Here is a 19,509-nt window from a genome sequence, read left to right as displayed (position 1 = left end):
ACGATTTTTGAATATCTTTTTTGCCTGGTCTGAACATGGGATAACCTCCAACAAGTTATTCTATACCTATTATAACGAATTGTTCAGTCTAGTTGGTGGGATTTTTGACCTTTTTGGGTGAGAACCTAATCAAGAGATAAGAGATTACTATTAAAAATTCAAAAATATAAATAATCATGAGTTTTAATCATTGTTTGCCTAAGTAAAACAGCTTCCATTGGATCCCAAGATAGTTAATGAGGTTGCACAGAAAGGAGATCTAAAGTAAAGATGAAACATCTAATAAATAATCGGGTTCAACAAATAGAAATGTCCGGTATAAGATTATTTTCAGAAGCAGTACAACAATTAAGTGATGGTATAAATTTTACAATTGGTCAGCCCGATTTTCCAACACCAGAACATGTAAAAAATGCAGGGAAAAATGCGATTGATGTAAATAAAACAGGATATACGGAAAACGTAGGGAATCCTCAACTTCGTCAAGCGGCATGCCAATTTGTTAAAGAGAAATATGGATCGTCGTATTCATGGGAAGATGAAATAATGGTTACCAATGGGGCTACGCAGGCTTTGGATACGGTCTTACGTACGATATTGGAAGAAGGGAGTGAAGTTATTCTAGCCGGGCCAGCTTTCCCTGGATATCAACCTCTAATTGAGATGTGTGGAGCTAAAGCTGTTTTTGTAGATACGACAAAAAATAAATTTAAGATGACTGCCTGCTTAATAGAGCAACAAATTACTGAGAAAACACGATGTGTTCTTCTGTCTTACCCTTCCAATCCTGTTGGATCAATGCTAACGAAAGAAGAACTGGCAGAAATTGCAGCTCTCTTAAAAGAGAAAGATATATTTATTGTTTCAGATGAGATTTATAGTGAATTAATTTACGAAGGAAAACATTGCTCCATTGCTTCTTTTCCAGAAGTGAGAGATCAAACGGTTATAATCAATGGGTTATCCAAGTCTCACTCTATGACAGGCTGGAGAATTGGGTTGTTATTTTCTCCATCGTTTCTACTAGCAGAAATGAAAAAGGTACATTTATATAATACAACTTGTGCTTGTTCTATTAGTCAAGAAGCTGCAATTGAGGCATTAACCAATGGTTTAGATGATCCAATTGCTATGCGAAATGAATATAAGAAAAGAAGAGATTATATTTATGGGCGGTTAGTTTCTATGGGTTTTGAAGTGATAAAGCCTCAGGCAGCGTTTTATATTTTCCCTTCGATCAAGCAATTTCGGATGTCATCATTGGAGTTCACAAAATTGCTTTTAGAAAAAGAACATGTAGCAGTAGTTCCTGGTTCCACTTTCTCCCCCATAGGTGAAAACTATATTCGAATATCTTTTGCAAGTTCAATAGATGTTCTGGAAGAAGGTTTGAATCGAATGGGTAATTTTGTGAGCGCTTTAAACCAAAAGGTTAATGTACAAAAAACTTAAATCACGGAAGAGAGAATTAGTAAAATTAAGCAGTGGAGATATATTTTCAGTAGGAGGTGATTCGTCAACCTGATTCAGATGATCAATTTAAATATTCTTTTAAAACTCGGATTATTGTTCAAAAACTAGAAATAAAGGGGTTAAAAACCATGTTAAAGAAAGGATTATTATATTTGCTGATGAGTGTAATTTTATTAGGTGTATTAGCAGCATGTGGAGGAAGTGACGACGCATCCACAGAGGCAGGAGTAGAAGACTCTTCTACCGTATCAACAATTGAAGAAGGAAAATTAACTTTTGGATCCAGTGGGTTATATAAACCTTTAAACTATGAGGACTTAGATGGAGAACCGGCTGGTTTTGAAGTGGATTTTGGAAATGCGATTGCTGAGGAAATGGGTCTGGAACCTAATCCTGTGTTCACGCAGGATTTCGGCGCATTACTAGAAGAAGTAAACAGTGACCGACTGGATGTAATTATGGGAAGTTTAACGATAACAGATGAACGTGCAGAAGTAGTAGATTTTTCTGAACCTTATTATGTATCAGGTGGGATTATTTACGTTCATGAGGATACAGATGATATTACGTCAATAGAAGATCTGGAAGGGAGAAATGTTGGTGTTATTGCTGCAAGTACCTTTGAAGATATTGTACTTGAGTATATTGATGAAGATAATTTAGCAACTTATCAAAGTGATACTGTTGCGTTAACAGATTTAGCAGCCGGGACAGATAGATTAGATGCGGTAATGACTGACAAGTTAGTAGGACTCGCTCAGATTGAAGAGCAGGATCTTTCAATAAAACCTGTAGGAGATCGTGTATTCGATGAGTATATCGGTGCAGGAGTAAGAAAAGGAAACCAGGAATTACTGGATGAAGTAGATCGAGCGTTGGAAGCTATTATTGAAAATGGGACATATGAAGAGATCAGTAATAAGTGGTTTGGTGAAAATATATTGGATTAATGCTGAGCTGATTGTGCCAACAAACTCAGTGCGCACTTCTATTTAAAATTAATAGTCAAGGAGGTTTGCTAATGTCCTTTTGGGAACTTTTTACCGAAACATTGCCAGGGTATTATGACGCTATTTGGGCAACGATACAAATTACATTATTAGGTATAGTAATAGGTGTCCTCATCGGATTAATATTTGCCTTTATGAAGATTTCCAAGTATAAAATATTAATTTTTATAGCAGATTTATATATTAATATTATTCGTGGAACGCCGCTTGTCGTTCAAATCTTTGTCTTATATTTTGGTCTTGTTCAATTTGTGGATTTAGGAAGATTTTTATCTGGGGGAATTGCTTTAGGCGTGCATAATGGTGCTTATATAGCAGAGATATTCAGAGGCTCCATACAATCGGTGGATCGGGGTCAATCCGAGGCAGCCCGGAGTCTGGGTATGAATTATAGGTTATCAATGTGGAGAATTGTGATGCCACAGGCGTTAAGACGTGCCATTCCTCCGCTTGGGAACCAGTTTATCATTGCATTAAAAGATTCTTCTCTTGTGGCGTTTATCGGATTTCAGGAACTATTTAACCGCGCGCAGAGGATTCAATCTTCTACAGGTATGGCGATGGAGTCGTATCTCATTGTTGGAATCTATTATTTAATACTTGTATTAATATTAACCTTTATTGTCAATCGGGTTGAACGGCGTTTAGCAAGAAGTGAAAGGGGGCCAAAAAATGAATGAGGAAGGAAAAATGATTGAGGTGAAAAAACTAAATAAATATTTTGGCAAGCTCCACGTATTAAAAGATGTCGATTTGGAAGTACATGAAAAAGAAGTGGTCTGCTTAATAGGAGCAAGCGGATCGGGAAAAAGTACGCTGCTGCGATGCCTGAACTTTTTGGAAATCAGCCAGGGCGGCAGCATTTCTCTGGAAGGGAAAGAAATAGATTTTAAACGCGATGATTTAAATAAAATCAGAATACGCACTGGGATGGTGTTCCAGCATTTTAATTTGTTTCCCCATATGACCGTAATGGAAAATGTAATAGAGGCCCCTGTTTATGTGAAAAAAATAAAAAAGGATGCGGCAATAAAGATAGGAGAGGAGTACCTGGAAAAGGTCGGGTTACTGGATAAGGCCAAAGTGTATCCGAATACATTGTCCGGCGGCCAGCAGCAGCGTGTAGCCATAGCACGTGCCCTTGCGATGAAACCAAGGATCATGTTGTTTGATGAACCGACTTCAGGACTGGATCCTGAACTTGTGGGAGAAGTGCTGGGAGTAATGAAAGAGCTTGCTGAGGAAGGGATGACCATGGTGGTTGTCACGCACGAAATGGGCTTTGCCCGGGAAGTGGCCGACAGGGTAGCCTTTCTGGATAAAGGAAGAATTGCTGAGGTTGGGCCGCCTGATCAAATCTTTAATAATGCAAAGGAAGACAGGACCAGGGAATTTTTAAGTAAAGTATTGTGATCGAGTCAAGCAGGTCTCTTATCAAAGCGTATTGGATAAGAGACCTCCATTCAATCTAATAATCTCACTAAGTTATAAGCCATTACACCTAATTCCAATCTTAGCCGTTCGTCTGCTGATTTCATATTTAACCCGGTCCGTTCTTCCACCTGGTTTAGCCTGTATCTTAAAGTATGACGGTGAATGTACAATTCTTCTGCCGTTTGCTGGATGCTTTGATTATTCCTAAAGTACACCTTCATTGTTTCGATTAAATCAATTTCCTTATCTGATTTTTTCAGTAAGCCGCTGATGCTTTTTTTATAAAACTCCTGTAAATCGATGCCCTTTTGGTTCATTTCCAACAGTAAGTCATACGTACCCAAATCCTCATAATGGACTATATTTTGATCCGGTATGATCAAATCACTTAATTGAATGGCGTATTGTGCTTCAACTGCACTTTTTCCTATCTCGTTAATTTGATCGTAGTCCTTTCCAATACCAATTATGATAGCGGTGTTCGGATAGCGAAAATGCCATTCTTTCATTAATTCCTTTGCCAATGCAACACAATGGTTATACTTTTCTATTTTCGTATTCCCCACAACATTCGTTAATAAGGTTATAGAATTAAATTTCATTTGTATCAATTGCTGTTTACTTTTTTGGGTGAGCATCTGCTCTGTAATATAGTAAAACCTGTCCAGTATTTTAGTATCCAAATCTTCCTGTTTAAACTTAAAGTGAAAGACAGCCTGGTTTAAGGAAAGGTCATAGTTCAGTTTAAGCGCACGATCTGTAATGATTTTCCCGTTCGTATAAGTTCTATTAAATATATCATCCAGAATGTTACTCTGGATTCGTAATTGTGTTTCCTCTATGGCTGCTTTTTTCAAAAATTCCATCGCGTATATGGATGAAGCCCGTTCAATAGCAATGTCGTTAAGCTCCTGCCACTCTTCCTGTGGTTTGACCATTACAATCCAGCCAAAGCACGTCCGCTTTGCAAGGATGGGATAAATTGTAAGAATGTAATTGTCCAGGGGAAGAATTACTTTTGATTCTTTCTGTAAACTCTGTTTTAAATGTGGCGATAGATCCAATTCATTCTGATTTATGATGATGTTGGTATGGAATATGCCGATGGTGTTATTTTTATTTTGAAAGTCCTGCACATGAAGCGTATCGTAAAGTTCATTGTAGATGATCATTTTTGAAGCGGTCAATTTGGATAACCGTGCTGTGACTTCTCTTAAACTTTGGTCATTTAATATTAAATCAGTCAGCTCGCGGTGGATTCTATCCGATTGTTCTAATAGATGCAATTGATTATTGACAATTTGCTCTAAAATTGCTTTCGTTATTTGGGAAAAATTTATATCTGTCGGAATTTCAATTAGCGGCAAGTCGCTTTCATCTGCTAGCTTTGTAAAACTGTCGGGAATACGCTCCATATAAAAACTTGTATAAATGGCTACACCGGATAGAAAGTTTGATCTAAGTAAATCATGGAATATTTCAAGTCTTTCTTGATCTTCCAGCAGCTTAAATCCTGTCGTAATGAGAAATTCCCCTTTTTGCAGTCTTTTAATATCTTCGAGCACTTCGATGACGGTTACCCATTTTATATGATTATCAATACCAGCATGTCCAGCTTTTAATTTTGTGTTTTTCATAATTGGCAATTGCAATGCGCTTTTTACAGAAATAGCCACTCTTTACACCCCTGACAGTACCATTTTTATTTGGATTTCATTACTATACATGTTGTATAAAAAAATAACTCCTTTTTTAAAAGTTAGGCGTATAGATAGTAATAATTATGTTCGCTATAATTTTATTATACAGAATTTTTTATTAATCGTACATCCCTAATTATACTACATATATAGTTGGTATTTCCTGAAAAGAATCAGTGCAACTTCTAAGAAACTCCTGGTTGGAAGAAGGAGGGGGGTGGTCAGTTTTTTTGTCTAATAGTTAATAGTTATAAATCAATAAAAAGTAATTACTAAGAAACTGACACAAAAAATTATTTGAGGGGGAAAGCGATGTTATCAAGTATTGCTGATCGTTTTTCAAGGCTTATTCAACGTTATTTACCTGACGCTTTTGTTATTGCAGTTCTGATGACCTTAATTATATTACTGGCTGGATTGGCTTTAAATCCAACTGAACCGACAGTTGTTCTTAAGGGCTGGGGAGATGGTTTTTGGAGTTATTTATCGTTTGCGATGCAAATGGTTTTATTATTAATGACTGGAATGACGCTAGCTTCTGTTCCATTCATAAACAGGGGACTTACTCGATTAGCGTCATTAGCGAAAAAACCATGGCAAGGGTATCTCTTAACATTTCTTGTTTCTGCTTCTGCATATTATATTAACTGGGGACTTGCCATTGTTGTTGGTGCAATTATTGCCAGAGAAATAGCGAAAAGAAATGACAACACCCATTTTCCGATGTTAGTTGCTAGTGCTTATTCTGCAACAGTGCTATTTGCAGGTGGAATGTCCAGCTCAATTGGATTAACTATCTCAACACAAGGACACTTTTTAGAAGAAGTAATGGGGGTGATCCCAACTTCTGAAACGATCTTTCACCCATCCACATTTATTATATTCTTTTCTTTGGTTATTTCGATCGCTATCTTTTTGGTGCTTATGACCCCGAAGAAAAATATTAAACCTTATCATTCTTTAATAAAAGCAGAAGAAGAAGATAGACCAAAGGAGAAAAAGGTGGAGAAATCAGACTCGCCGGCATTATGGTTGGAAAATACGCCATCACTTGGGATGACCATCGGAGGAATAGGTATTATATACACGATAATTTCCTTTAGTGGCGGCAGAGATTTAGACTTGGATATTATTAATATTTTCTTCTTATCATTAGGATTGCTTTTTCATCGTTCATTGGGACAGTTTGCCAGGGCATTTGGGAGTGTGACAAAAGCTATCTCGCCGTTAATTCTACAATTCCCTTTTTATGCAGGGATTATTGGAATTTTATCTAGTTCAGGAATGGGGCAATTAATTGTTGATGGCATGGTGGCAGTTGCCAGCCCAGAAACTTTAAATCTATTTACGTATTGGACTGCAGGGTTCGTAAACATATTGGCTCCTTCAGGCGGAGGACAATGGGCACTTCAAGGCCCCTTACAAATACCTGCAGCATTAGATCTTGGCGTAGATCCTGCAAAAACTGCAATGGCTGTGGCCTGGGGGGATGCTTGGACGAACTTAATTCAACCATTCTGGGCACTGCCAATATTATCTGTTGTCGGTCTTCATATTCGGGATATCATGGGATATTGTATATTATTAAGTACAGTTGTTGGTGTGGTAACGAGTGTTTTGATTTTCTTTTTATATTAATTTATTAGGTTGGTTGAAAAAACGATGATACACCTTCTTTTCATGGTGTATAATAGGTACATGGATTAGAAAATATTTGCATAATGTAATCGCTGTCATCATTTCGAATTGGACAAAAGGTTCATGATTTCCAAAAAGGGGGGTTAACTAAAATTTTCATTTGTGTTGAAAAATAAAATTTTAAGGGGAGTAATAAATGAAAAGAATTTATTTTAGTATCATTATAGGTTTGCTTTTAATTGGATTGCTTGCTGCCTGTGGAGGCAGTGGAGAGGCGGAGGATACATCAGCTGACTCAGGGGATAATGACACAGAGGAGTCGGCCGAAAGTGAAGAAACGGATACGGAAGAATCTGATGGTACAACGGTTGCTACTATTGAAGAAGGAAAGCTGACGTTTGGTTCAAGTGGGCTATATAAGCCGTTTAATTATGAAGATCTGGATGGGAATGAAACCGGCTTTGAAGTGGAACTTGGGGAAGCGATTGCTGAAGAGATGGGGCTTGAGCCCAACCCTGTTTTTACGCAGGATTTTGGTGCATTAATTGAAGAAGTGAACACAGACAGAATCGATGTTATTATGGGGAGTTTAACCATTACAGAAGAAAGAGCGGAAGCGGTGGATTTTTCAGATCCTTATTATACATCAGGTCCCATCTTCTATGTACATGAAGACACGAATGATATTGAAACATGGGATGATTTAGACGGCAGGGAAGTCGGTGTTATTGCCAGCAGTGTTTATGAGGATACAGTGTTAGAGCATATTCCGGAGGATCAATTGTCCACATATCAATCTGATACGGTAGCACTTCAGGATTTAGCAGCAGGGACAGATCGCCTTCACATGGTCTTAACGGATTATATTGTCGGACTCGTGCAAATTGATGAAAATGGTTTAGAGCTTAAAACAGTTGGAGACCTTCTTTTTGAAGAACAAATTGGAGCAGCAGTAAGGAAAGGGAACGAGGAACTGCTGGATGAAATTAACCGTGCACTTGAGGCAGTTATTGAGGATGGAACGTATGAAGAATTAAGTAATAAATGGTTTGGAGAAAATATCTTAAATTAATAATTTTGTATGATGTGTGCGTACCCCTGTGGTGCGCACCTGTTGTTTACATAGTTATGAAATGTTGAGAAGCGTTTATGAAGCCGGTCCACGGTAATGTGTTTGCCATTATGTTAACCCGCTTTCGCGTTCTGAAATGCGCTGATAAATAAATTACCATTGTATCCACCTCAACAATAACAGGTTCTTTATACTTAAGGTATAAAAAACGCTCTGTTTTTTTAATAATTAGTCGAATAGATAATAAAAATAAGTTCGATATAATTTAACTATAATAACTATTTGTAATCGCTTACTTAAAAGGGTTATTATCAATTGAAATTTGTTGAGGTGAAATAGATGGCACCATCCTATTTAATCAAACCAATTCTAGACTACGACTACGCCAGTATCACACATGGAAAAGGGATTTATCTATATGACGAATATGGAAGGGGATATATTGATGGTTCTTCCGGAGCAGTAACTGCAAGTATTGGACACGGTGTACAAGAAATTATAGATGTGATGAAGAAGCAGTCCGAAAAAATTTCATTCGTATATCGGTCACAGTTTACCAACATGGCAGCGGAAAAGCTGGCAAAAAAGATGCGTGATATTTCACCAGGTGATTTAAACTGGTCGTTTTTTGTAAATAGCGGGTCTGAAGCAACTGAAACAGCAATGAAAATTGCCCTCCAATATTGGCAGGAAAAGGGGATGGAAACAAAAAACAAAATAATATCACGCAGGATGAGTTACCACGGCATTACACTGGGGGCCTTATCCATGTCAGGGCATAGGGAAAGACGGAAGCGATTTGAAGGATTATTAGATAAATACCCATTTGTTTCCACTCCTTATTATTACCAAGATGCCAATGGCAGAACTGTAGATCAATGTGATGATTTTTATGCAGCGGAACTGGAAATAGAAATCAACCAGATCGGCAGTGAGCATATCGCTGCATTCATAGCGGAACCAATAATTGGCGCAGCAGGAGGCGTATTAACCCCGTCAGACAATTATTTTAAAAAGATAAAAGCGGTTTGTGACAGGTACGACATTTTGTTCATTGCCGATGAAGTGATGACAGGTGTGGGGCGGACCGGAAAAATGTTTGCGATGGAGCATTTTGGCGTTATCCCGGATCTTATGGCAACAGGAAAAGGGATGAGTGCTGGCTATACGCCAATAGCAGCCACAGTAGTGAGCGACAGAGTTATGGAGCCCATTTTAAACGGTTCAAAAGTCATCATGAGTGGACACACATTTAGTGCTAATCCTCAATCCGCAGCTACAGCTTTAGCTGTTATTGAGTATATCGAAAAAAATAACCTTATTAAAAAGTCTGAGGAAAACGGGAACTATTTGAAAGAAAAAATAAAAGAAGCAGCTGAAAACAGTGAAATTATCGGTGATGTACGTGGGAAAGGGTTATTTATTGGCGTCGAATTTGTGAAAAATAAACGCACGAAAGCTCCTTTTTCTCGAACATCGGATGTTGTTAAAAGGATAGTTCAGGCAAATTTTGAGGCATGTTTACTCGTATATCCAGCCAATACTGGTGTTGACGACTTAACTAGTCACGCAGTTATTTTAGCACCTCCATTAACGATTACAAAGTCAGAAATTGATGAGCTTGTTGCACGATTTACAAAGAGCCTTGTGAAAGTGGAGCATCAATTGGAAAAGGAGCTGACCCCATGACAAAAGTCCAATCCGTTGCTCAAGCAGTAACTCATATTAAAGATGGTTCCTCCCTTATGTACGGTGGGTTTGGTGGTATCGGAAACCCGCCGACATTAATCAAAGCATTGCTCGATAATGGAATAAAGGATTTAAAGTTGATTGGAAATGATGCAGGATTTCCGCAAGTAGGGATTGGTCAGCTCATTTCTGCCGGGAGAGCGAAGAATTTGATTGCATCACATATTGGGTCCAACCCAAACGCCGGAGAACAGATGCATGATGGGACGTTAAACATCGAGTTTTCCCCGCAAGGAACGTTAGTCGAACGAATTCGTGCAGGCGGTGCTGGGCTTGGTGGGATTTTAACAGATATTGGTATTGACGGCCTTGTTGCTGAAAATAAACAAAAAATTGATGTGGATGGCAGCATTTTTTTACTTGAAAAGCCGCTTACAGCTGATGTAGCTATTGTATATGCGAAAAAAGCAGATACGTCGGGCAATTTAATTTTTAACAAAAGTGCCCGTAACACAAGTCCGTTGGTTGCGATGGCAGGAGATGTGACGATCGCGGAGGCAGACGAAATTGTTCCGGTAGGTGAACTTGATTCGGAGGCAATCGTCACGCCCGGTGCGTTTGTGGATATTGTTGTACAAAGTGAAGGGGTGAACTGGAAATGGGTGTGGGAGTAAGTGTGCGACATGTGATTGCCAACAGGGCTGCAAAAGAAATTGAAGACGGTATGATTGTAAATCTGGGAATTGGGATGCCAACATTGGTTGCCGATCATCTTCCGGAAGACATGAATGTGATTTTCCATGCCGAAAACGGGGTGCTGGGAACAGGACCTACCCCGGCCAAAGGGGAGGAAGACGAGAACCTTTGCAATGCAGGCGGACTGCCAATTACCGTCGTCCCGGGAGCTGCTTATTTTGACAGCACATATGCCTTTAACATCATCCGTCGAGGGTTGCTTGATGTCACGATCTTAGGTGCATTTGAAGTGAGTCAATTTGGCGACTTGGCTAATTGGATTGTACCTGAAAAGATAGTTTCCGGGATGGGTGGTGCGATTGAACTCGCGCAAAAAGCGAAAAAAGTGATTGTACTTATGAATCATACGGACAAATATGGGAATGCCAAAATTGTTCGTGAATGTGCTTTGCCGCTTACAGCAAAACGTTGTGTTGATCTGATTATTACGGATATGGCCGTGATTGAAATTTCTTCACGAGGGTTACACTTAATTGAAGTAATGGACGGTTATACGGTGGATGAAGTGATGCTGGCAACCGGAGCGCCGCTTATAAATAATGTATCCGAAGAGTAAGAGTGAAAGGAGTAATGATGACCATGTCAATAAAAGAGAGAATAAACGAATGGATCGACGACAATAAACAAAAAAGTATTGACCGTTTGAAAAAAATGGTGCAACAAGCAAGTACACAAGGGCATGAAAAGGGCGTCCAGGAAGTTGTGGCCAATATATTAAAGGAATTAGACCTGGATGTGGATGTATGGGATTTAGATGGTGACAGACTGAAAAAACATCCGTATTTTTATTCCAATCGGGAAACGTTTAAACACAGCCCGAATGTTGTCGGTGTTTTGAAAGGTTCTGGAGGCGGCAAGTCTATCATTTTAAATGGCCATGTCGATGTCGTTCCGGAAGGGGATCATGATCAGTGGAATGCCGCCCCGTACAGCGGGGAAATTATTGATGGAAAAATGTATGGACGTGGTGCAACCGACATGAAGGGTGGGAATACCGCTTTGTTGATGGCGATTGAGGCGATCCAATCCTTGGGAATTCGTCTAAAAGGAGATGTGATTTTTCAAAGTGTTATAGAAGAAGAGAGTGGTGGTGCCGGAACACTTGATGCTATTTTACAAGGATATAAGGCAGATGCAGCGATTATTCCTGAACCAACGAGTATGAAAATTTTCCCGAAGCAACAAGGCTCCAAATGGTTTCGGTTAATTGTGACGGGACAGACCGCACATGGCGGAACACCGTATCTCGGAGTCAATGCCATTGATAAAGCATTCCTCGTTAATAAACATGTGAAGGAACTGGAAAAAATCCGGAATGACCGGATTACCGACCCACTTTACGACAATGTACCAGTTCCGGTTCCAATTAATATCGGAAGTATCAATGGAGGAGACTGGCCATCTTCCGTTCCGGATATTGTACAGCTTGAAGGTCGAATCGGCATTGCGCCGGGTGAAGCAATAGAAGAAGTCCAACAGGAAATGGAAGCGTGGATTGGCAGGTTGGGAGAAATAGATAGCTGGTTCAAGAATCATCCGGTAAAAGTAGCGTGGTTTGGTGCCAGATGGATACCGGGAGAAATAGATACGAATCATTCTTTATTAGGAGCGTTGACGGATAATTTTACGGAAATTATGGGGTCTGCGCCTGAAGTCATAGCATCTCCATGGGGGACGGATGGTGGGTTGCTGACGCAGGTGGCAGAGACGCCTACTGTTGTTTTTGGTCCGGGGATAACAAATCTTGCCCATTTTCCGAATGAGTCGATTGAGGTTGAGAAGATGTTTGAAGCTGCGAAGGTTATTGCGGGGGCTGTTGTTGATTGGTGTGGGGTGGGTGAAGTAACATAAAAAAGTAAGAAACACTTTTCCTTTCATAGGAGGGCTGAAAATTTTGAACTGTTTGGTGAAATCCCGGAGGAAATCGTTTATGATCAGGAACAACTCGATAGGTAAAGTTGTCACACCTGAATATATATTTTTGTGGAATTTCCATATAAATCCAGTATTTATAGATACATATCCAAACTGAAAAAATAGTCAATACGATAAAAGGTGCAGAGTCAAATATTTTTAATGTAGCAGATTATGGTCTTGTTGGTGACTTATTTGAAATTGAACCAATGCTAGCGAAGAAATTAAGAAGCTTGCTAACTAGTATTTGTATTATATGTTGATGATCCATTAAACGAGAAAGAAAGTGAATCTGTATAATTTATAAACAGTAATGAGCAAACGGCCTCCTAACACAACAAGGAGACTGTTTACTCATTTTTCATCCTATCTAAAAATAGAATTCGGCAAAAACGCCGACACCAAACAATTAGGCATATTCACAATCTCACTAATCCGCAAATCCACAGCAACACTACAAAGCATATAAGCTTCCACTTCACTCATCCTATACGTATCCACCAAATGCTCAATCATATATCGAATAGCATTTTGGGATGCCTTCACAATATCTTCCCCATGTCCTGTAGTCACGTAATATCCCCTGCTGTCTGCTTCAGGAGTAGGCGGGCCGGGAATCTCGTATCTTGGTTCTGCGATGGATTTTCCTTTGTGCAGCTTAAGTCGGACGGTGGTTTCCATGGAGGCTTCCACCGCTGTTCCGCACACTTCTCCGTCACCCATAACAGCATGTGTATCCCCGATAGAAAATAAAGCGCCCTCGACCCAGACCGGGAGATAAAGCTTGGTTCCGCGGGTCAGATGGCGTGTATCCATATTTCCTCCGTTTTTTCTTGGTGGTACGACACTATGATTTCCTGGTTCCGGCAAAGCCACGCCAACCGTTCCCGGAAAGGGTTTCATAAAAAGATCGATACCATCGAGGAATGCCATTTTATTTTTACCGGTCAGATCAAAAGTTTTGATTGCGGGCTCTTTAAACTCATCTGCCAGCAATCCAAATCCAGGAATAAGGGCAGTCCATCCCCAATCAAGCTGGGAAAAATTCAGCATTTCTACCTCCAGCGTGTCACCTGGTTCTGCACCTTTAACATAAAGAGGCCCTGCGACTGGATTGATTTTACTAAAATCAAGTGATTCCACATCTTTTTTCGTGGCGTTCTTTGTAAACTGTCCACCGGAAGCTTCTGTTATTTGATACGTGATTGTCTGTCCCGAATCCACTTCAGCAATCGGATTTAGAGAATTATCCCAGCCAACGTGACTGTTTGATTCGAAATCGTGAATCGTCATGTAAGGGTGATTGTGGTGGTGAATGGTCATTTCTATCTCTCCTTTTATTTTATTGTAATCCAAAATCTTTGAATCACATAAGTACACTGTTTCAGTAGATGCACTTTTTTGTGGTTGTGAAATAAATAACGGCAATAACCTATTAAAAGAATCCTAAATTTTTCCTAGATAATAAGGGTAGTTCGCATAAAGCCGACTTACAGAAACGGGTAGAGATGAAGGGGAACTTAGATGACTTAGCAGGTCTCAAGTGCTTGTTCTTTTTGCATGCTGATATGCATATAATACCTCAAAACTTGGTTTCTCTTCTTATTAAATAGTTTATATTTAACAGGATTATTAATCAAGCGGCACATGAAGTAACACCAGCTATTCTCATAAACCATCTATAAATATATTGAATGCCAAGCATTTGCTGTCAAATCTATTAATTTATCACAGTAAGAAATTGTATATTTTATTATGGCATAAGTTGTACTGATTCTTTCATAAACATTTTAAGAATAAATGATTGGAGGAGTTAAAATGAAAAAATTATATTTCATATTTGGTTTGCTGTTAATAATTGGAATTGTACTTGCTGCGTGCGAAGACAGTGATGCAGATGGAGAAAGCAGCGGTGGTAATGGAGACAGTGAAGGCGGCAGTGTAGAAGAAATTCTTGATGGTGAATTTGTTACGATTCTTACCGGCGGTTCCTCAGGTGTGTATTATCCGCTTGGAGGTACTTTGGCGGACATGTTTCAAAATTTGGGAGCTAATGCCAACAGTCAATCTACCGCAGCCTCTGCAGCCAATGCAACAACGCTTAACCAGGGAGATGCGGAAATTGGATTCTCCATGGGTGATGCAGCTGCAGATGCATATGAAGGGGTTGACAGTTTTGAAGAACAAGGTGCACAGGAAAACGTCCGTAGCCTGGCTTCATTGTATCCGAACTATTTGCAGATTGTAGCTACAGAAGAATCCGGTATTGAAACAGTGGAAGATTTGGCAGGAACGAATGTGGCCGTAGGAGCTCCTGCATCCGGAACTGAAATTAGTGCTCAGCGTGTGCTGGAGGCATATGGCATGTCTTATGATGATATTAATGCGGATTACCTGTCATTTTCTGAAGGGGTGGAAGGAATCCAAAATGGCAATATAGATGCCGTGGTTATGTCTTCCGGTTTGCCAAATGCAGGTGTACTGGAACTTCAAACAACGCAGGATATCGTTATTGTAGAAATTGATGAAGACACCATTTTGAGCATGCAAGATGATTATCCTGCCTTTTTCCCAACTACCGTGCCACAGGATGTATATGATTTGGAAGAGGACGTGACAACAATTGGGGTGAACAATGTTTTATTAACACATAGTGAAGTTTCGGATGATCTTGCTTATGCCATGACAAAGGCAATATTTGAAAATGTTGATCAATTAAGGGATGCACATAATGCAGCCCAGGATATTACGCTCGAAGAAGCACTGGATAACCTGCCTGCTCCGCTTCACCCGGGTGCAGAAAGGTATTTTGAAGAAGAAGGCATCGAGTAATGTGACCAACTTCATAAAGAGGATACGTTTATGTTTTAAAAAAATAATCCTCATATTTTCGATTTTGCTGATCGGGGTCGGTGTCATGGTGGTACCGGTCCAATCCGGCATTTTACTAACGGACGAGGGTGGGGACCCTTTTTATTTTTTGCCATGGGATTCGAATGAAATAACCATTGGATGGAGGCATTCCGTTGAGTTGACGCCATGGAAAGAAATTTACCGAATCACAGGTGAGGGAAAACTGTCATTTGAATCAACTTTGTATCAATCATACGGTGCAGGCACTCCTGATGTCGAAGGAAAAGTGGACCTCTTGCATAATGGATTTATTGAAGTTACCGAAATAGAACGCGAGATTCCTTACTACTCGCTTTATTATGTTCCAATTTCCCAATATTATCTTGAAGAAAATGAAAAAAAATATCCGTTATCAAACTTTATTCCTGACAATACAAAAGTTCAAATTCATTATGAAAAATTGCCAATGTATGAATGGCTGGGCTTGAAGTTGAAAGATATAAACAAGGAGGGATAGGCCAAGTGAGCAATGCAGATAAAGAAAAAGAAGAACTTACTGAAGAAGAGCAACTTTCCGGTGAAGAAAAACGAAAGCTTGTTGAAAAATATGATACGGAGTCCAGGTTTCGAACTTTAAACATACCATGGATGGCCAGGCTGGTTACTTTAATATCTGTTGGATTGGCACTATTCCATCTTATTACTTCTTTTACAGGTCCATTAGTTACACTGCAGCACCGGGCATTACATACAGGTGTTATTCTAGTGCTTGTCTTTTTATTGTACCCGTCTCGAAAAAATGCACCGCAGCAGCGTGCATCAATCATTGATTTTTTACTGGCATTATTATCTGTTGCAACCATTGTCTTTATTTTTGTAGATTACATGGGGATTGTACAAAGAGCAGGTCTGCCAAGTACAAATGATGTGATGTTTAGCCTGCTCATGGTTATTCTCGTCCTTGAAGGTGGTCGCCGTGTAGTAGGAACGGGGTTGACCGTGCTTAGCGCCTTGTTCTTGCTTTACGCTTATTTAGGTCCCTACCTTCCCAGAGTGGTTGCACATCGCGGCTATGATATCGAAGCTATTGTAACCTATTTGTATTTAACGACAGAGGGGATATTTGGAACGGCGATCGGTGTTTCCGCAACGTATATTTTCCTGTTCATATTGTTTGGATCTTTTTTGAATCGGACAGGGATGGGACAATTATTTAATAATTCAGCAATGGCGATTTCCGGTCATACTTCGGGAGGTCCGGCAAAAGTAGCGGTCATATCAAGTGGATTTCTTGGATCTATTAATGGCTCTGCGATAGCGAATGTGGTTACAACAGGGTCATTCACCATTCCCTTAATGAAAAGAACTGGATATTCTAAAAACTTTTCAGGGGCTGTAGAAGCAGCTGCATCTGTTGGTGGACAAGTTCTTCCACCGGTCATGGGTGCGACAGCATTTATTATGGCAGAGACGTTGGGAATGCCGTATGTTCAAATCGTAATTGCAGCTATCATTCCTGCGATTTTATATTACCTGGGAGTTTTAACTGTTGTCCATTTACGTGCCAAAAGACAAGGGTTAACGGGGTTATCCAAAGCAGAACTTCCTAATATGAAAGTGGTTATGAAAGAACGAGGTCATTTACTCATTCCGCTGTTTATACTTATTTATATGCTGTTTAGTGGATATACTCCCATTTACGCTGCGGCATGGGCGATTATTTCGACAGTCATTGTGTCCATGATAAGGGCAACAACCAGAATGAATATAAAAAGTTTAATAAAGACGCTTGAAGAAGGAACACGCAGTGCGCTTGGCGTGGCGATGGCTTGTGCGATGGTAGGGATTATCGTTGGTGTGGCATCATTGACTGGATTCGGACTAAAAATGACTTCTGCTATTCTAATATTGGGAAACGATATATTGCTTTTGACCTTATTTTTTACGATGATTGCATCCATCATCTTAGGAATGGGCCTGCCATCAATACCTACGTATATTATTACTTCATCTATGGCTGCACCCGCTCTGGTTCAATTTGGGGTTGAGCCATTTGTGGCACATATGTTTGTTTTCTACTTTGGTATTTTAGCTAACCTGACTCCTCCTGTAGCACTTGCTGCATTTGCAGGAGCAGGGATATCGGGTGGTGAACCGAACAAAACCGGATTTACTTCACTGAAGCTTGCTGCAGCAGGAATTCTTGTTCCATACGTTTTTGTATATTCACCGGAATTACTCATACAAGGGACCAATGTTGGTGGAGCTATATTGGTTGCGACTACAGCAGCTATAGGGGTCATTGCCCTTGGTGCGGGATTTGAGGGATATTTCCTGAGAAAAATGAATTGGATGTTAAGAGTGCTCTCTGCGGCAAGTGCAATCGTTTTAGTAGTACCAGGTCTTGTATCGGATCTCATTGGATTTAGTTTGCTTGCCGTTGTGGTTATATTCCAGATAATAAAAAGGAGGAGGGACAGAGGGACAGGTACTTTGTCCCGTTCACTTTAGTTTGAATTTGGGACAGTTGACCTGTCCCTGTATCCCATTTTGGGGAGTCCCTGTGTTGAAATAATAATGATTTTGCGAGATACTATGGGCATGGGAATGCCCTTTTTAAAATTCTAAAACTTTGAGCATTTATTTATTACATACTACAGGTATAGATAGAAAGGCGACGAAATCAAATGGCAAGTTCAACAAAAACGAAAACCAAACAACCATTTCAATCAACCAATAAAACCGTCTATCCCATTTTATTCATTATCGGTATATGCCATTTATTGAATGACACACTGCAGGCCGTAATCCCTGCCATGTTTCCCATCCTGGAAAATTCACTAGGCCTGACGTTTACGCAACTTGGCTTTATCGCTTTTACGTTAAATATGGTTGCCTCAGTCATGCAGCCTGTGGTCGGAATGTATACAGATAAGCGTCCTATGCCCTATGCTTTGCCGATCGGGCTTACAAGCAGCATGGTGGGGATTTTGGGTTTGGCTTTGGCTCCTAATTTTTGGGCCATTTTAGCAAGTGTTCTATTTATTGGCTTAGGTTCAGCTGTCTTTCATCCGGAAGGGTCACGGGTAGCATATCTGGCGGCAGGACCACGGAGGGGATTGGCTCAGTCTATATATCAGGTTGGCGGGAATTCCGGACAAGCGCTGGCACCTGTGATTACTGCACTTGTATTGGTTCCGCTTGGGCAGTTTGGTGCCATTTGGTTTACATTGATTGCCGGACTGGCCGTGCTTTTCTTAATTTACATTGCTAGATGGTACAATGCCCAAATAGGTGATCCTATCAAAGTAAAGGCAGAAACTCGCGATCAACAACGTGATGGACATCTTTCCAAAGCAATCAAAGGTGCACTCATTGTCCTGGTTTTCATCGTGTTTGCCCGCTCTTGGTATCAAAGTGTCATTGCCAATTTCTATGCATTCTTTGCCATCGACAACTATGGAGCAACGATTGCCCAGTCTCAGGGTTATATCTTTACTTTCCTATTGGCAGGGGCTGTTGGCACCTTTCTTGGTGGGCCATTTGCGGATCGATTTGGTAAGCGTAATGTCATTTTATTCTCTTTGTTGGCTGCCGCTCCGCTGGCATTAGTTTTGCCATTTGTCGGATCAGCCATGGCAATCGTTTTACTTGCCCTGCTGGGGGTCATTATCATGTCCAGTTTTTCCGTAACCGTTGTGTACGCCCAGGAATTGATCCCTGGAAAAATTGGTACGATGTCTGGATTAATTGTCGGATTGGCGTTTGGAATGGGCGCAATCGGATCCGTTGTGCTTGGTTCCTTAATTGATTTTATCGGTCTCATGCCAACAATGATTGCAACTGCATTTTTGCCGCTTCTCGGGTTGCTGGCGTTTTTATTGCCGACGGATGAGAAGGTTAGGGAGTGGTATAGATAGGTGAGCCACATCAAGATATAATAAAAGAAATGAAACTAATAAACGATATC

General features: G+C 40.1%; 16 protein-coding genes. 14 read left to right on the top strand and 2 right to left on the bottom strand.

The annotated features are described in order from the left end of the window. Positions 1 to 270 precede the first annotated feature (270 nt). The 4 genes from ACDX78_RS09535 to ACDX78_RS09520 all read left to right on the top strand — a co-directional run bounded on the left by ACDX78_RS09535 (position 271) and on the right by ACDX78_RS09520 (position 3,896). Positions 271 to 1,452, top strand: coding sequence for an aminotransferase A (locus ACDX78_RS09535; protein WP_486027333.1), 1,182 nt, complete (start codon positions 271 to 273; stop codon positions 1,450 to 1,452). Positions 1,453 to 1,601: 149 nt separating this feature from the next. Beyond that, positions 1,602 to 2,423, top strand: a complete 822-nt coding sequence (locus ACDX78_RS09530) for a transporter substrate-binding domain-containing protein (RefSeq protein ID WP_486027331.1) — start codon at positions 1,602 to 1,604, stop codon at positions 2,421 to 2,423. Positions 2,424 to 2,494: 71 nt separating this feature from the next. Beyond that, a complete protein-coding gene (locus tag ACDX78_RS09525) occupies positions 2,495 to 3,163 on the top strand; it encodes an amino acid ABC transporter permease (protein ID WP_486027330.1) in 669 nt (222 codons plus the stop codon). Next, a complete protein-coding gene (locus ACDX78_RS09520; protein ID WP_486027328.1) occupies positions 3,156 to 3,896 on the top strand; it encodes an amino acid ABC transporter ATP-binding protein in 741 nt (246 codons plus the stop codon). The genes ACDX78_RS09525 and ACDX78_RS09520 overlap by 8 nt, the downstream gene beginning before the upstream one ends. A 50-nt stretch (positions 3,897 to 3,946) precedes the next feature. Here the strand turns inward: ACDX78_RS09520 and ACDX78_RS09515 are convergent, their stop codons facing one another. Continuing rightward, positions 3,947 to 5,593: a PucR family transcriptional regulator gene (locus ACDX78_RS09515; RefSeq protein WP_486027326.1), complete on the bottom strand. Its 1,647-nt coding sequence runs from the start codon at positions 5,591 to 5,593 to the stop codon at positions 3,947 to 3,949. A 336-nt stretch (positions 5,594 to 5,929) separates the two neighbouring features. Between ACDX78_RS09515 and ACDX78_RS09510 the strand changes: the two genes are divergently transcribed. From ACDX78_RS09510 to ACDX78_RS09485, 6 genes are all read left to right on the top strand, one after another. Next, positions 5,930 to 7,255: a short-chain fatty acid transporter gene (locus ACDX78_RS09510; protein WP_486027324.1), complete on the top strand. Its 1,326-nt coding sequence runs from the start codon at positions 5,930 to 5,932 to the stop codon at positions 7,253 to 7,255. A 196-nt stretch (positions 7,256 to 7,451) separates the two neighbouring features. Further along, a complete protein-coding gene (locus ACDX78_RS09505) occupies positions 7,452 to 8,327 on the top strand; it encodes a transporter substrate-binding domain-containing protein (protein WP_486027322.1) in 876 nt (291 codons plus the stop codon). A 339-nt stretch (positions 8,328 to 8,666) separates the two neighbouring features. Further along, on the top strand, positions 8,667 to 10,016 hold the full coding sequence (locus tag ACDX78_RS09500; protein ID WP_486027320.1) for an aspartate aminotransferase family protein: 1,350 nt from the start codon (positions 8,667 to 8,669) through the stop codon (positions 10,014 to 10,016). Further along, on the top strand, positions 10,013 to 10,690 hold the full coding sequence (locus ACDX78_RS09495) for a CoA transferase subunit A (protein ID WP_486027318.1): 678 nt from the start codon (positions 10,013 to 10,015) through the stop codon (positions 10,688 to 10,690). Before ACDX78_RS09500 ends, ACDX78_RS09495 begins: the two co-directional genes overlap by 4 nt. Then, complete coding sequence (locus ACDX78_RS09490) at positions 10,675 to 11,328, top strand: 3-oxoacid CoA-transferase subunit B (protein WP_486027316.1); 654 nt, start codon at positions 10,675 to 10,677, stop codon at positions 11,326 to 11,328. Before ACDX78_RS09495 ends, ACDX78_RS09490 begins: the two co-directional genes overlap by 16 nt. 23 nt (positions 11,329 to 11,351) lie before the next feature. Next, entirely contained in the window at positions 11,352 to 12,623 is a 1,272-nt protein-coding gene (locus ACDX78_RS09485; RefSeq protein WP_486027314.1) for a peptidase, read from the top strand. A gap of 429 nt (positions 12,624 to 13,052) precedes the next feature. On the opposite strand, the gene ACDX78_RS09480 is transcribed toward ACDX78_RS09485, so the two are convergent. Next, entirely contained in the window at positions 13,053 to 14,009 is a 957-nt protein-coding gene (locus ACDX78_RS09480) for an acetamidase/formamidase family protein (RefSeq protein WP_486027312.1), read from the bottom strand. 495 nt (positions 14,010 to 14,504) lie between these two features. Here ACDX78_RS09480 and ACDX78_RS09475 point away from each other — a divergent pair, with 495 nt between their 5' ends. From ACDX78_RS09475 to ACDX78_RS09460, 4 genes are all read left to right on the top strand, one after another. Further along, positions 14,505 to 15,518 carry a TAXI family TRAP transporter solute-binding subunit gene (locus tag ACDX78_RS09475; RefSeq protein WP_486027310.1) on the top strand — a complete coding sequence of 338 codons (1,014 nt, stop codon included), beginning with the start codon at positions 14,505 to 14,507 and terminating at the stop codon, positions 15,516 to 15,518. 85 nt (positions 15,519 to 15,603) lie between these two features. Then, entirely contained in the window at positions 15,604 to 16,056 is a 453-nt protein-coding gene (locus ACDX78_RS09470; protein ID WP_486027308.1) for a DUF1850 domain-containing protein, read from the top strand. 5 nt (positions 16,057 to 16,061) lie between these two features. Further along, complete coding sequence (locus ACDX78_RS09465) at positions 16,062 to 18,050, top strand: TRAP transporter permease (RefSeq protein WP_486027306.1); 1,989 nt, start codon at positions 16,062 to 16,064, stop codon at positions 18,048 to 18,050. Between the two features lie 176 nt (positions 18,051 to 18,226). After that, on the top strand, positions 18,227 to 19,459 hold the full coding sequence (locus ACDX78_RS09460; protein WP_486027304.1) for an MFS transporter: 1,233 nt from the start codon (positions 18,227 to 18,229) through the stop codon (positions 19,457 to 19,459). The last annotated feature ends 50 nt before the right edge of the window (positions 19,460 to 19,509 follow it).

This window comes from Virgibacillus oceani, assembly GCF_041521345.1.
Classification (GTDB): Bacteria; Bacillota; Bacilli; order Bacillales; family Amphibacillaceae; genus Virgibacillus_N; species Virgibacillus_N oceani_A.
The sequence above is the reverse complement of the archived record's forward strand: the minus strand, read 5'-3'. Positions and strand labels throughout refer to the sequence as shown.